General features: G+C 74.3%; 16 protein-coding genes. 10 read left to right on the top strand and 6 right to left on the bottom strand.

What is annotated here, in order from left to right; all coding sequences use genetic code 11:
* The first annotated feature begins 6 nt into the window (after positions 1–6).
* The 3 genes from H1A17_RS25575 to H1A17_RS25565 all read left to right on the top strand — a co-directional run bounded on the left by H1A17_RS25575 (position 7) and on the right by H1A17_RS25565 (position 3,909).
* A complete protein-coding gene (locus tag H1A17_RS25575; protein ID WP_228544217.1) occupies positions 7–540 on the top strand; it encodes a hypothetical protein in 534 nt (177 codons plus the stop codon).
* A 52-nt stretch (positions 541–592) separates the two neighbouring features.
* Positions 593–1,555: a DMT family transporter gene (locus H1A17_RS25570; protein ID WP_145917757.1), complete on the top strand. Its 963-nt coding sequence runs from the start codon at positions 593–595 to the stop codon at positions 1,553–1,555.
* A gap of 125 nt (positions 1,556–1,680) precedes the next feature.
* A complete protein-coding gene (locus H1A17_RS25565; RefSeq protein ID WP_145917758.1) occupies positions 1,681–3,909 on the top strand; it encodes an APC family permease in 2,229 nt (742 codons plus the stop codon).
* A 25-nt stretch (positions 3,910–3,934) separates the two neighbouring features.
* Here H1A17_RS25565 and H1A17_RS25560 read toward each other — a convergent pair whose 3' ends face one another.
* Positions 3,935–4,759: an SDR family NAD(P)-dependent oxidoreductase gene (locus H1A17_RS25560; RefSeq protein WP_145922546.1), complete on the bottom strand. Its 825-nt coding sequence runs from the start codon at positions 4,757–4,759 to the stop codon at positions 3,935–3,937.
* 127 nt (positions 4,760–4,886) lie between these two features.
* The gene (locus tag H1A17_RS25555) at positions 4,887–5,450 is read right to left on the bottom strand and encodes a DUF4190 domain-containing protein (protein WP_145917759.1); all 564 of its coding nucleotides are present in this window, start codon (positions 5,448–5,450) and stop codon (positions 4,887–4,889) included.
* A gap of 185 nt (positions 5,451–5,635) precedes the next feature.
* Here H1A17_RS25555 and H1A17_RS25550 point away from each other — a divergent pair, with 185 nt between their 5' ends.
* Positions 5,636–6,472: an SDR family NAD(P)-dependent oxidoreductase gene (locus tag H1A17_RS25550; protein WP_194823078.1), complete on the top strand. Its 837-nt coding sequence runs from the start codon at positions 5,636–5,638 to the stop codon at positions 6,470–6,472.
* On the opposite strand, the gene H1A17_RS34735 is transcribed toward H1A17_RS25550, so the two are convergent.
* The 4 genes from H1A17_RS34735 to trxA form a co-directional block, all read right to left on the bottom strand.
* On the bottom strand, positions 6,473–6,703 hold the full coding sequence (locus H1A17_RS34735; RefSeq protein WP_375372831.1) for a DUF4190 domain-containing protein: 231 nt from the start codon (positions 6,701–6,703) through the stop codon (positions 6,473–6,475).
* Positions 6,704–7,261: 558 nt separating this feature from the next.
* Positions 7,262–7,669 (bottom strand): CoA-binding protein, encoded by a 408-nt coding sequence (locus tag H1A17_RS25540; RefSeq protein ID WP_145917761.1) that lies wholly within the window; start codon positions 7,667–7,669, stop codon positions 7,262–7,264.
* A 108-nt stretch (positions 7,670–7,777) separates the two neighbouring features.
* Positions 7,778–8,824 (bottom strand): Rv2578c family radical SAM protein, encoded by a 1,047-nt coding sequence (locus H1A17_RS25535; protein WP_145917762.1) that lies wholly within the window; start codon positions 8,822–8,824, stop codon positions 7,778–7,780.
* Between the two features lie 85 nt (positions 8,825–8,909).
* A complete protein-coding gene (gene trxA, locus H1A17_RS25530) occupies positions 8,910–9,272 on the bottom strand; it encodes a thioredoxin (protein ID WP_088647038.1) in 363 nt (120 codons plus the stop codon).
* Positions 9,273–9,896: 624 nt separating this feature from the next.
* On the opposite strand from trxA, the gene H1A17_RS25525 reads away from it, so the two are divergent.
* From H1A17_RS25525 to H1A17_RS25500, 6 genes are all read left to right on the top strand, one after another.
* Positions 9,897–10,409: a hypothetical protein gene (locus H1A17_RS25525; protein ID WP_194823073.1), complete on the top strand. Its 513-nt coding sequence runs from the start codon at positions 9,897–9,899 to the stop codon at positions 10,407–10,409.
* Between the two features lie 97 nt (positions 10,410–10,506).
* The gene (locus H1A17_RS25520; RefSeq protein WP_145917764.1) at positions 10,507–11,130 is read left to right on the top strand and encodes an RNA methyltransferase; all 624 of its coding nucleotides are present in this window, start codon (positions 10,507–10,509) and stop codon (positions 11,128–11,130) included.
* Between the two features lie 148 nt (positions 11,131–11,278).
* On the top strand, positions 11,279–11,980 hold the full coding sequence (locus tag H1A17_RS25515; RefSeq protein ID WP_309236861.1) for a DUF6758 family protein: 702 nt from the start codon (positions 11,279–11,281) through the stop codon (positions 11,978–11,980).
* 116 nt (positions 11,981–12,096) lie between these two features.
* Positions 12,097–12,255: a hypothetical protein gene (locus H1A17_RS25510; protein ID WP_165942702.1), complete on the top strand. Its 159-nt coding sequence runs from the start codon at positions 12,097–12,099 to the stop codon at positions 12,253–12,255.
* Positions 12,256–12,261: 6 nt separating this feature from the next.
* Complete coding sequence (locus H1A17_RS25505; RefSeq protein WP_145917765.1) at positions 12,262–13,128, top strand: PH domain-containing protein; 867 nt, start codon at positions 12,262–12,264, stop codon at positions 13,126–13,128.
* A gap of 103 nt (positions 13,129–13,231) precedes the next feature.
* The coding region (locus H1A17_RS25500) for a SigE family RNA polymerase sigma factor (protein ID WP_309236860.1) at positions 13,232–13,860 on the top strand (629 nt) is incomplete at its 3' end.

Genomic DNA, 13,860 nt, shown 5'->3' with positions numbered 1-13,860 from the left:
TGGGAGCTGCGAGAGGATGCGGGTGTGACGGACGAGGTGGACGCCTCCCGGTCGACGCCACTGGTCGACGAGGCGATCAAGAAGGCGGCCGTGGCCTGGGTGGGGATCGGCGACGGGCCGGCGGTCGCGCTGTGGTGCGTACCCCTGGAGGGGTCGTTGTTCGTGGTCAGCGGGCCGGGGGAGCAGACCGCGCCGGGGCTGGCCGACGCCGCCACGGCCCGGGTGACCCTGCGCGGCGACCACGGCGGGCGCATCGTGACCTGGCCGGCCCGGGTGACCCGGCTCGCCCCGGGCAGCCCGCAGTGGGAGACCTCCGCCCCGCTGGTGGCGGCGAAGCGGCTCAACGCCTCCGGCCCGACCGCCGACCTGGTGGCCCGCTGGGCGGCCGACGGCTGCGCGCTGACCCGGCTCGTCCCGGACGGCGCGCCGGACGCCGGGGACGCCCTGCCGGACACCTCGCTGGCCGCCGAGCCCCGGGGCGCGGCCGTGGTCCGGGCCACCCGCAAGCCGTTCCGCCTGCACCGGGTCCGCCGCCGCTGACCTGCGGCCCGGCGCGGTGTGGCCGCCGCCGCCCGTGTGAGGATGACCCACCGTGTCCTCCGCCCCACCGCCGCCGCGTCCGCCCGTCGACCCGCTCACCGTCGGCGTCCTCGTGCTCGCCGTCGCCTCGGTCTCGTCGTCGGCCCCGCTGATCGCCTTCGCGGCGGCACCGGCGCTGGCCGTGGCGTGCTGGCGGAACCTGCTCGCGGTCACCGTGCTCGCCCCGTTCACGCTGGCCCGCCGCCGGGCCGAACTGCGTGCCCTGACCGTGGGGGCGGGCCGCCGGGAAGGCTGGTACTGCGTGCTGTCCGGGGTGGCGCTGGCCGCGCACTTCGCCACCTGGATGCCGAGCGCCAAGCTCACCTCGGTCGCGGCGGCCACCGCGCTGGGCGCCACCCAACCGGTCTGGCAGGGGCTGATCGCCCGGTGGCAGGGCCGGCGGCTGTCGTACCCCGTCTGGGTCGGCATCGGGGTGGCGGTGACCGGCGCGGTGCTGGCGACCGGCGCGGACGTCGGCGTCTCCGGCCGGGCCTTCGCCGGTGACCTGCTCGCGGTGGTCGGCGGGATGTTCGCCGCCGTCTACACCGCGTTCGGTGAACGCGCCCGCGCCACCATCAGCACCACCACCTACACCACCATCTGCTACGGGGTGTGCGCGGCGATCCTGCTGCTGGTCTGCCTGGTCACCGGGGTACGGCTGCACGGCTGGGGCGCCAGCACCTGGCTGGCGATCGTCGGGCTGGTGGTGGGGGCCCAACTGCTCGGCCACTCGATGTTCAACCACGCGCTGCGCCGGGTGTCGGCGACCACGATCAGCGTGCTGATCCTGCTGGAGGCCCCCGGTGCGGCGCTGATCGCCTGGGCCTGGCTGGGGCAGTTGCCCCGCCCGTACGCGCTGCCCGGGTTGGCGCTGCTGCTCGCCGGGGTGGTCGTGGTGGTGCTCGGCGGTGCCCGTACGGGCCGGCGTGCCGCCCCGGCCGCGCTGCCCGCCGACGCCGCCCCACCGGCACCCTGACCACCTGCGCGGTTGCCCTGACCGCCCGGCCAGGTCGCCCGCCGGTGGGTCCGTTCGTCGCGATTCCGCCCGAACGGCGGGCACGGGTCCCGTCCGCACGTGAGAGTGCGGGGGGAGGTGGGGCGATGGCGGGGCGCAGCGCGGACGACGACCGCAGCGGCACCGTGGTCACCCCGTCGGCCGAGTTCCCGCCGCTGGACCCGGCCGAGGTGGATACCCTGCGCCGGGTCGGCGCGCACTGGCGGGTCGATGCGCCACCCACCCTGCCGGTCGACCCGACCCTGGACCGCTACCGGAACCGTCCCACCCCGGGCCGGTTCAGCCGGCTGGCCCCGATCGCGCTGTTCCGGCCGGCGCCGGGCCCGGCGGGCGGGCGGGACGGGCTGGTCGCCGCCGAACCGGCCGACCAGCCGCACTCCCCCCTCGGCCGCCGGCTGGGCCGGGTCCGCCGGGTGTTCCTCGGCCCGCCGCTGGCCAGCGCGGCCGTGCTGCACGAGCGGATGCGCAAACTGGTGGCCCTGCCGGTGCTCTCCTCCGACCTGCTCAGCTCGGTCGCGTACGGGCCGGAGGCGCTGCTGACCGTGCTGGTGCTGGCCGGCAGCGGGGCGTTGGGCCTGGCGCTGCCCCTGTCGGCCGGGCTGGTGCTGCTGATGGTCGCCGTCGGGGTCTCGTACCGGCAGACCATCCCGGCGTACCCGCACGGGGCCGGGTCGTACCTGGTGGCGGGGGACAACCTGGGGGTCGGCGCGGGGCTGACCGCCGCCGCCGGGCTGATGCTCGACTACGTGCTGACCGTGTCGGTGTCGATCGCGGCGGGCGTGCACGCGATCACCTCGGCGCTGCCGGGGCTGACGCCGTTCGCCGTGCCGCTCGGGGTGCTGGTGATCCTGCTGCTGCTCGCCGGCAACCTGCGCGGGGTACGCGCCGCCGGCAACCTCTTCGTCCTGCCGACGTACGCCTTCGTGGCCGCCGTGCTCGGGTTGCTCGTGGTCGGCTACCTGCGGGCGGCGGGCCGGGGTTTCGCGCCGGTGGCCCCGCCGGTGGTGCCGGCGACGGAGGGGCTGGGGCTGCTGCTGGTGCTGCGGGCGTTCGCTTCCGGGGCGGTGTCGATGACCGGCATCGAGGCGGTCTCCAACGCGGTCCCCGCGTTCCGTGCGCCGGAGTGGCGCAACGCGCGGACCACGCTGGCCTGGATGGTGGCGATGCTGGTGGTCCTCTTCGCCGGGCTGACCCTGCTGATCCACCTGGCCGGCCTGGTGCCCCGCCCCGACGAGACGCTGCTGTCCCAACTCGCCCGGCTCACCTTCCCCACCGGCCCGTGGTACGCCGTCGTCCAGGTGACCACCGCGCTGATCCTGCTGCTGGCGGCGAACACCGCGTTCAACGACTTTCCCCGGCTGCTGTTCTTCATGGCCCGCGCCGGTCACGCCCCCCGCCGCTTCCTGCACCTGGGCGACCGGCTGGCGTTCGGCAACGGCCTGGTCGCGCTGGCCGGGACGGCGGTCGTCGTGTTCGTCGCGTTCGGCGGTCACACCGAGAAACTGATCCCGTTGTACGCGGTGGGGGTGTTCCTCGCCTTCACCCTGTCGCAGAGCGGCATGGTGGTGCACTGGCGGCGGCACCGGGGCGGTGGCTGGCGGCGGCGGGCGGCGGTCAACGGCGTCGGCGCGGCCCTGTCCGGTCTGGTGCTGCTCACCGCGGCGGTGGCGAAGTTCACCGAGGGCGCCTGGGTGGTGGTGGTCGCCGTACCGCTGCTGGTGCTGCTCTTCGCCCGGATCCACCGGCACTACCGCACCCTGCACGCCGCCCTGGCCCTGCGTCCTCCAACTCCCGTCCCCGCCCCGCCGGCCGCCGCCTGCGGACCCGCCGCCGGGCCGCCGGAACCCGCCGCCGGACCGTCCGGCGCACCGGCGGGCAGGCCCGTCGAGGGCGAGGAGGTGCCGCAGGAGCTGCGCCACCTGGTGGTGGTCCCGGTGGTACGCCTCAACCGCGCCTCGATGCGCGCCCTGGCGTACGCCGTGTCACTGGGCCGGCCGACGCTGGCGGTGCACCTCGCCCCGGAGGACGCCGAGGCGGACCGGTTCCGGGAGCAGTGGCGGGCCTGGGGGGACCACGTCCGGCTGGAGACGATCGTCTCGCCGTACCGGGCGGTGGTCGGGCCGCTGGCGCACTACCTGGAGGCGCTGCACGCCGCCGCGCCGGAACTGGTGCTGACCGTGGTGGTGCCGGAGGTGGTGCTGCGCCGGCCGTGGCACCGCCTGCTGCACAGCCGTACCGGCCAACGGCTGCGCCGGGCGTTGCGGGCGCTGCCCGGGGTGGTGGTGACCAGTATTCCGGTCCACGTCGTCGACTAGCACGGCCCCGGTGACTCCGGTCGGGTCAGGCGGTGATGCCGACGGCGGCGGCGCTGGCGGCCCAGAGGCGCGCGGCGAGCGCCGGGTCGGCGGCTCGCGGCCAGGGCCGGCGCAGTCGCCGGTCGGCGTAGTAGCCGCCGTCGACCAGCCGGGACGCCGGCTGGTTGGCGAGCCAGACGAGCGTCTCCGCGCCCTTCTCCGGGCTGCGGAACGGCATCACCCGCATGCCGAGGGCGACCAGCCGGCTGTCCGCGCCGAACCGGGTCCGCACCACCCCCGGGTGGAACGAGTACGCCGGGATGTCGGGCCAGCGCCGGGCGGCCTCGGCGGCGAACAGGATGTTGGCCTGCTTGCTGGTGCCGTACGCACGGATCGGCCGGTAGCGGCGTAGCGCGGCGTTGAGGTCGTCCGGGTCGAGGGTCCCGCTACGGTGCGCGCCGGAGGCGGTCACCACCAGCCGGCCGACCCGGTCGACCAGCAGGTTGCTCAGCAGGAACGGGGCCAGGTGGTTGGCCTGGATCGACAGCTCGAACCCGTCGACAGTGGTGAGCGGCTCCAACACGATCGCCCCGGCGTTGTTCGCCAGCACGTCGATCCGGTCGTACGCCGCCCGCAGCCGCTCGGCGAGCCCGCGTACGTCGTCGAGCACGGCGAAGTCGGCGCGGAACAGTTCGGGGCGTTCGCCGGACGCCTCGCGTACCCGGTCGCCGGCGGCCTGGAGGCGGGCCGGATCCCGGCCGACGAGCGCCACCCGGTCGCCGCGCCGGGCCAGTGCCACCGCGGCGGCCAGGCCGATGCCCGAACTGGCCCCGGTCACCACCACGGTCCGCCGCCCGGTGACGTCTTCCACAGGTCCATCCACCCCGGTCACGGCACGAGGTTACCGTGGCGTCACCACGTTCACGGGGGTCGTCGGGTTCTCGTCACGTGCGGGTGACCGGGTGGGCCGCCCAGGGTGCCCGGGGCGGCCCCACCGCTCAGTACGAGGTGCCGTAGCCGGTCGTCGACTCCTGGTTGGCCAGCCAGACGAAGAAGACCACCATGGCGATGGTGGCCAGCACCGCGATGACGGTGGAGATCCACCCGACGACGATGCCGGCGGTGGCGAAGCCCGCACCGCCCTCCCCCCGCTCCCGGATCTGCCGCCGGGCCACGTGGCCGAGGATCGCGCCGATGAGGCCGACGTAGCCGCCGAGCCCGTAGCCGCACAGCCCGATCGCACCGATGATCGAGACGATCATCGAGGCGATGGCGAGGCCGTTCTGCGGCGGCGGGGGCTGGTAACCGCCGTAACCGGCGTACCCCATCGGCTGCGGGTAGCCGACGGGCTGCGGGTAGGCGGCAGCGGCGGCGTACGGGTCGACCGGGGCGGCCTGGGCGGGGATGTGCGGCGCGCCCGCGTACGGGTCGGCCGGGGCGTACGGGTCCTTGCCGACCGGTGGGGCGGACATGGGCGGGCCACTGGCCTGCAGTGTCGGGTCGGGTTGCTGCGCCGACCAGGCCGGGTCCGACCAGCCGTCGGAGGGCGGGGGGTAGGTCATCTGATCTTCTCCGTCGCATGTAGGTGCGCCGTCAGGGTAGCCAGGACCGCACAGCGGCGAGGTCGGCCCCGTGGTGGCTCGTTGCCCCCGTCCGGTCGAGCGGGCAGGATGCCGGCATGGCTATCGACGCGCGTGGGGCCGACCGATCCGGCAGCCGACCGAGGCGGGACGTGAGCCGCCCCGGCCTGGCCCGGCGCACCCGCGCCACCACCGGTGGCAGCCAACCCGGCCAGGACGAACCGGTGCCGCTGCCGGACCCGGTGACCATGCGGCTGGACGGCCGGGTCGCCCTGGTCACCGGCGCGGGCAGCGCCGACGGCATCGGGTACGCCACCGCCCGCCGACTGGCCGACCTGGGCGCCCGGGTGGCGATCGTCTCCACCACCCGGCGTATCCACGAGCGGGCCGGTGAGCTGGGCGTGACCGGTTTCGTCGCCGACCTGACCGACGAGTCCGAGGTCGGCGCGCTCGCCGACGCGGTCGCCGAGCAGCTCGGTGACGTCGAGGTGCTGGTCAACAACGCCGGCCTGGCCAGCCGGGCCAGCCCCGAGGTGCTCCGCCCGGTGGCCCAGCTCAGCTACGACGAGTGGCGCGGCGAGATCGACCGGAACCTGACCACCGCGTTCCTGTGCAGTCGGGCCTTCATCAGTGGGATGGCCGAGCGGGGCTGGGGGCGGATCGTCAACCTCTCGGCCACCGCCGGGCCGGTCAACGCCCTGCCCACGGAGGCGGCGTACGCGGCGGCCAAGGCGGGGGTGGTCGGGCTGACCCGGGCGCTGGCGATGGAGATGATCGCCGACGGGGTGACGGTGAACGCGGTGGCCCCCGGCACCATCTACACGGCGGCCTCCACGATGGCGGAGATCAAGCAGGGGCTCGGCACCCCGGTCGGCCGTCCCGGCACCCCCGACGAGGTGGCCGCCGCGATCAGCTTCCTCTGCTCGCCCGCGGCGTCGTACATCACGGGGCAGATGCTGGTGGTGGACGGCGGCAACAGCGTCCGGGAGGCGCAGTTCCGCTGATCAGTAACCGGTGCCGCTGCTGCTGCCGACGCCGGCCACCACGACGAGGGCGAGCCAGCCGCAGCAGACCAGCACCCCGATCGCGGTGAACGCGTAGCTGAGGACCAGCCCCCAGGTGGCGAGCTGGTCGCCGTCCTCGCCGGTACGCCGGATCTGCCGTTTCGCCAGGTGGCCGAGGACGATGCCGGCCGGGGCGAAGACGAAGGCGAACACCAGGGACAGGATCGCCATCACGTTGGTCCCACCGACACCCGGTGGCCCGTACGGCCCGGGTGGTGGGTAGCCCCACTGCTGGTCGCCCGGCGGCTGCCCCCACGACGGTGGCTGCTCCCACGCCGCTGGCCCGCCCGGCGGCGTGCCCGCCGGCTGCTCGCCCGACGGCGGCCCGGTCCAGCCGGGCGACCCGGAGGGTGGGGCTGACCCGCCCGGCTGGCCGCCGCCCGGGGACTCACCGGCCCGACCCGACTCCGGTGGGCGGGCCTGGGCCGACGGCTCGGTCGGCTGAGCCCAGGGTGACGGCTCGGGCGGTTGGGCCCACGCCGACGGCTCGGGCTCCGTCGGGCTCCACGGTCCGTCCGGCGGGACGGGCGGGGTGGCCGGCTCGTCGGGCGGCCGGTGGGGTGGCTCGTACGGTGACGGTGGCTGCTCCGGCTCCCCCGGTGGCGTACTCACGGTGCCCGCCCTCCGCCGCAGGTCAGTGGCCTCTCTCCGGCGGACGCTACCGGCCGGCGGCGCGGCTTTTCACCTGGTTGACGCCGGGTCACCTCGTCGGGGCGGGTCGGGGACCGGTCAGGGGAGCCGGGAGAGGCCGGCGGCGGCCCGCTCGACGATCAGACAGCGGTCCTCGACGTAGTCCATGCCGGCCGCCTCGGCGATCCGCCGCGCCTCGGCGGAGACGATGCCGAGCTGGAGCCAGACCGCCGGTGCGCCGATCGCCGCCGCCTGCCGTGCCACCTCGACGGCGTCCCGGGCCGGGCGGAAGACGTTCACCAGGTCCACCGGGTGCGGAATGTCGGCGAGCGACGGGTAGGCCCGTTCACCGAACAACTCGTCCACGGTCGGGTTGACCGGGATGATCCGCCAGCCGTACCGCTGCATCTGCGCCGGCACCCGGTGCGCGGCCTTGCCCGGGTCGCGGGACGCGCCCACGACGGCGATCACGGCGGAGTCGGCGAGAAGCTGCTGTGCGGTCCGCATCCGCCGAGCCTAGCCTGAATGCGGGCGGGCGGGACCGGCCCGGCCGCCGGGGTCGGTGCGGGGGACCGGGGTGTGGCGTGCTTCCGCCGCCGCGCCCGACCGGCCCGCTCACAGCAGGGCGAGCTGTTCGGGGGCGGGTGCGGGCGGTGCGGCCGGCACCCGACGGGTGTCGCCGGGCTCGCCCCGGTGCAGGCCGTGCCGGCGGGCCGCGATCCGCACCCGGGCGGTCAGCTCCCGCTGGTACGCCTGCGGCGGGTAGGCCCCGGACCGGTACAACTCGCGGTAGCGGGGGACCAGGTGCGGGAACTCGCGGCCCAGCCAGTGCGCGTACCACTGGCGGGCGCCGGGGCGCAGGTGCAGGGCCAGCGGGGTGACGCTGGTGGCACCGGCGGCGGCGATGGCGGCGAGGGTGGCGTCGATCGACGCGTCGTCGTCGCAGAGGCCGGGCAGGATCGGCGCCATCAGCACCCCCACCTCGAAGCCGGCGTCGGTGAGCCGGCGGACCGCGTCGAGCCGGCGGCGCGGGCTCGGGGTGCCCGGCTCCACCGCCCGCCACAGCGCCTCGTCGACGAAGGCCACCGAGAACGACAGGCTGACCCGGGTGACCTCGGCGGCCTGGCGCAGCAGCGGCAGGTCGCGCAGGATCAGGGTGCCCTTGGTGAGGATCGAGAACGGGTTGGCGAAGTCCCGCAGCGCCGTGATGATCGGCGGCAGCAGCCGGTAGCGGCCCTCGGCCCGCTGGTAGCAGTCGACGTTGGTGCCCATCGCGATGGCCGCGCCCCGCCAGCGCGGAGCGGCCAGCTCACGGCGGACCAGCTCCCCGGCGTTGACCTTGACGATCACCTTGCGGTCGAAGTCCGCTCCCGCGTCGAGGTCGAGGTAGGTGTGCGAGTTGCGGGCGAAGCAGTAGACGCAGGCGTGGGTGCAGCCCCGGTACGGGTTGATCGTCCAGCTGAACGGCACCTGCGACCCGCCCGGCACCCGGTTGATGATCGACTTGGCCTGTACCTCGTAGAAGGTCATGCCGGCGAAGTCGGGGGTGTCGAACGTGCGGGTGACCGCGCCGGGCAGCGCCAGCGGCAGGGGTGGCGTCGCTGGCGCTGCCCGGTCGGGACGCTCCTCGTCCGGGGGAGCGGAGAGGTGGTCCCAGCGCATGCCGTTCATTCGAACATGTGTGCGAGCATGGCGCAAGTGAAACGCCGGCGGCCGGGCCGTGGGGCCCGACCGCCGGCGTCGGCGCTCAGTGCTGGTGGTTGGCGAGCTGCTTGCGGACGTCGTCCATGTCCAGGGCCTGGACCTGCTCGATCAGGTTCTCCAGGGCCGACTCGGGCAGCGCGCCGGGCTGGGCGAAGACGATCACGCCGTCCCGGATCGCCATGATCGTCGGGATCGAGCGGATGTCGAACTTGGCGCCCAGCTCCTGCTGCGCCTCGGTGTCGACCTTGCCGAAGGTGATGTCGGGGTGCTTCTCCGACGAGCGCTCGTAGACCGGGGCGAACCGCTTGCACGGGCCACACCACTCGGCCCAGAAGTCGACCAGCACGATGCCGCTGCTCTCGGTCACCTCGTCGAAGTTGGCCGTGGTCAGCTCAACGGTTGCCATTGGACTCTCCGATCAGCGCGGATTGCTTTTTCCGTCCCGTAGAACCAGGTCCTACCCCGGCAAATTCCCGGGTGGGACGCGCCGAAACCGGTCCGCGCCGGAGCCCCGATCATGCTCATCGAGCTGCATCTGTCGATGCGCGCGTGCGGACTGCACTTGCATGACGCATTTGCGTGACGGCCCGTGATGGGAGCGTTTCCAGGGAGATCGCCGCCCGGAGCAGCCAACATGCGCCAACTTGTCGCCTGACAAGGTACTACTTCACCTGCGGAGATCGCTCTCTCGTTGATCGTTAGTGACTCTGTGTATTGTTACGAAAAGATAAATGTGACCTCCGTCTCTGTTCGTTCATCGTCGTGGTGGGGCAGAATCTTCGACATCAGAGCGTGGGCGGCGGGTGCCGGGGAGGGCCCCGCCGCTCATTGCGTCTCCCCCCGGGTGGGCCCGGGAGTGACATTTCCCTGTCACCCGCCGCCCGGTGTCTCCTTAACCAGCGGTAAGGCGCGTCGAGTCGTACTCACCGCTGCCCGTCGACGGCGACGCGCGGGCACCCGGACCGCGACACCGGCGGCCGGGCGGGCGCGGATCGCGCCGGGACGGGCCCGTCACCCGTCCGGCGGGCTTATGCTGGCGGCGGAGGTCCTGATGAGCCACTCCCTCGCCGGAGAGCCGCCCTCTGCCGGACGGCGTGCCGCACCGCTGACCACCGCCGTCTACTCCGCCACCGAGTGGGAACTGCTCACCACACTGCCCGGTCGGGTGCTGGTGGCCGCCGCCTCGCCGGGCCCCGGCCGCCCGCCCCGGGACGTCACCGCCGGCCTCGTCGGACTGGACGCCGTCGCCGCCGGCCGGGCCTCCGACAGTGACCTCGTCCGCGCCGTGGTCGCCGCGATCTACGCCCGGCACGACGGCGCGACCGCTCCGGTCGGCGGGCCCGCCGGCCCCGGGGACCTGCCGCCGGCCTGCCGGGCCGCCGTCCGGGTGCTGCGCCGACGGGCCGACCCCGCGGACTCCGCCGCGTACCGGCAGTGGGTGGAGTCGGTGGCGGTCCGGGTCTGCCGGACCGGTGCCCCCGACCCCACCGACCGGCGGTTCCTGGAACGCCTCGGCGACGCGCTGGGCCTGCGCGGGCGGTGAGGGCGGTACTGCCCGGTGGACCCGGGGGCGCGCCCCGGACGACACCGGCCGGGGTGGGGTGCGAGGGTCGCGGCGGCGGCCGTACCCTCTTGGAACCGTGACCGAGGACCAGCTCGACGTGGGTGTCGGACCGTGGCCGGGCGACCCGCCGGACGACCCGCGCTACGACCCGGAGCTGCTCGCCGCCGGCGACCGGCGCAACGTGGTGGACCGCTACCGCTACTGGCGGCGGGAGGCCGTCGTGGCCGACCTGGACGCCCGGCGGCACGACTTCCACGTGGCCATCGAGAACTGGCAGCACGACTTCAACATCGGCACGGTGGTCCGCAACGCCAACGCCTTCCTCGCCGCCGAGGTGCACATCGTCGGGCTGCGCCGGTGGAACCGCCGGGGCGCCATGGTCACCGACCGGTACCAGCACGTCCGGCACCATCCGACCATCGAGGAGTTCGTCGGCTGGGCCGCCGGACGGGAGCTGCCGGTGGTCGGCATCGACAACCTGCCCGGTTCCCGGCCGCTGGAGACCACCACCCTGCCCCGGCGCTGCGTGCTGCTCTTCGGCCAGGAGGGGCCGGGGCTGTCCGCCGCCGCCCGCACCGCCTGCGACCAGCTCTTCTCGATCGCCCAGTACGGCTCGACCCGGTCGATCAACGCCGGGGTGGCCAGCGGCATCGCCATGCACGCCTGGGTGCGCGCCCACGCCGCCGCCCCGCCCGCCTGACCTTCCCCGGCCCGTGTCGGGCCGGCACCCCCACCGGGGGCGGAGGCCGGCCGCAGGAAATCGCCGTACGGGTGCTGAGGTGGGGAAAGGGAGGGCACGTCCGTGGCGGCGGCTTGACGGGGGCGCGTCGCCGGGCCACGGTGGGGATGTGAGTGTCGTGGTGAGTTGTCCGAGGTGTGCGGGTCAGGTGCGCCCACCGGACCTGATGCACGGTGAGTCGCGTTGCGTCCGGTGCGGACCGGTGGCCCCGCTGCACGTGCCCGAGCACATCGACGCCGACATCGTGGCGAGCGTGGTGGGCCGGGTCGCGGCCGAGAGCGACCCGCAGCGGCCCGCGCTGCCGCTGTGGTGCCCGTGGCCGCTGCCGTCCGGCTGGACGGTGACCGGGGTGGCCTGGGCCGGTGACGAGGCCGGTGGCGTCCGCGCCACGGCCGTCGCGTGCGCCGGGCCGGCGCCGCTCGGTGGCGGACCGGCCGAACTGGTCCTGGTGGCCGAGGAGCCGGGAGTGGGATTGGGCACCCGGTTCGCCGGGGTAGCCGGCCCGGACCCCGGTCCAGAGTTGACGGAGGTGCTGGCCGGGCCCGGTCCCGGCCCTGGTCACCCCGAGCATGTCGAGCCGGCGCGGATCAGGGTCGGCGGCCACCCGACTCCACTGTGGTTAATCAATTCGGCCACGGATCGAAGCGCGTACGCCGGTGAGGCTCGGGGAATGTGGCTCCATGCGATAGCCTGGCCGGCGAGCGCGGGTCACCTCCTCGCGGAAGATGTCGTCCTGCACGACCTCACCGAGTGGACTCCGCCCGAGCTCGTGTACGGCGCTCCGTCCCCGTACCTGCACGGAGGGGCCTGACGGCCTCCCGGGCGAGTCGGAGATGGGACGCAGATATTCACGCTACGACATCATGCTGATACTCTGGGTGCCGCTGCGGTAAACGGACCCGGCGCCGCGCGAGAGGATGGCCCGCTATGGTCAAGAAGGTCCTCACCTGGGCCGGTATCGCATTCTTGATCTTCTTCGTTGCCTACCGGCCAAACTCGGCAGCGGACGTCTTCAAGTCGCTCGGCGGTGGCATCGTGGACATCGCCCAGGGCTTCGGCGACTTCTTCACGAGCCTCGTCGCTTAACCGCCGATGGGCAGCCCCTCCGGACCCCCGTTCGACCCGGACGATCCCGGCCGGGACCGCCGGGAGCGGGACACCGAGCCGATCCCGAGGTACCGACCCGACGACGGGCCGGCCTACGGGTCCGGGGCGGGACCCGCCGGTGGACCGTCCTTCTCGGACGACGCCGGCTACGGCGACGCCCCGGGATTCGGCGGACAGGGGCGGACCTGGGTCCGTGACCCGGAGGCGGGCTACCAGCAGCCGGTCATCTCCGAAGAGGAACTGGCCGGCCTACGGTCCGACGCCCAGGGCATGACACCCCGCCGGGTGCTCCCCCTGGAGGACGAGCCCAGCTCTCTGGTCGCCCGCTACCTCTTCCCCACCGAGCGCTACCGGGGCGAGTGGAAGCGGCACTGGATCCACCTCGCCACCCCGATCGTCGTCGGCGTGGCGGCCACCTTCGTCCTCGGCTACCTCTCCGGCTTCCTCGCCGGGCAGGACGTCGGCGCCCTCACCACCATCGCCGTGCTGCTCTGGTTCGCGGTGATGGGCTGGGTCGCGTGGAAGGTCGCCGACTGGTGGTACGACCGGTTCATCCTGACCAACAAGCGGGTCATGGTGGTCAACGGCATCGTCACCCGCAAGGTCGCCATGATGCCGCTGGCCCGGGTCACCGACATGAAGTACGAGCAGACCCCCACCGGTCGGGCCCTCAACTACGGCACCTTCGTGCTGGAGTCCGCCGGTCAGGAGCAGGCGCTGCGTGAGATCAAGAACCTGCCCAACCCGAACGAGCTCTACCTGCGGGTCGTGGAGGAGATGTACGAGCCGCAGGCGGTCGAGGCCCGGTTGGGCAAGGAGGCCGACGAGGCGAAGGCCGACGACGGCGCCTGATCGGTTTCGTCCGTCCGTCGGGCGAACTGCCCACCTTTCGCCGTCGACCGGACCCTGTCCGGCGTGACAGCCTGCCAGGCAGGACGGGGTGCGGAGGTGAGCGGTGGCCGACCGGGATCCGCTGGAGGACGAGTTCCGCGACTTCGTCGCGGCGCGCTCCGGCGCCCTGCTGCGTACCGCGTACCTGCTCGCCGGGGACTGGGCCACCGCCGAGGACCTGCTCCAGACCGCGCTGACCAAGACGTACCTGGCCTGGCGGCGGTTGGGCGGGATCGAGGCGGTCGAGCCGTACGCCCGGCGGGTGATGGTCAACACGTCCACCAGTTGGTGGCGGCGTCGATGGCACGGTGAGCGCCCCACCGAGGTGCTGCCCGAGCGGGCCGGGGTGGACGAGATCGAGCAGCAGCTCGACCGGGACGCCCTCTGGCGGCACCTGCGCAGGTTGCCGGCCCGGCAGCGGGCGGTGCTGGTGCTGCGCTACTACGAGGACCTGTCGGAGGCCCAGACGGCGGCCCTGCTGGAGATCTCCCCGGGCACGGTGAAGAGCCAGACGTCACGCGCCCTGAACACCCTGCGCCGCCGGCTCGCCGCCGAAGGGCTGCCCGACCTCGCCGCCGACCCGACCGGCCGCCCCGCCCCGGCCGCCCCGACGGCCCGCCCGGCCACCACCGCCCCGCCCTCCCTCGCCGCCCGTACGCCGTCGCCCGCCCGGGCCACCGGCGGCACCCCGAC

This window comes from Micromonospora sp. S-DT3-3-22 (genome assembly GCF_015354745.1).
Taxonomy (GTDB): domain Bacteria; phylum Actinomycetota; class Actinomycetes; order Mycobacteriales; family Micromonosporaceae; genus Micromonospora; species Micromonospora wenchangensis.
Note: the sequence above shows the minus strand (reverse complement) of the source record. Positions and strands in the feature narration are given on the sequence as shown.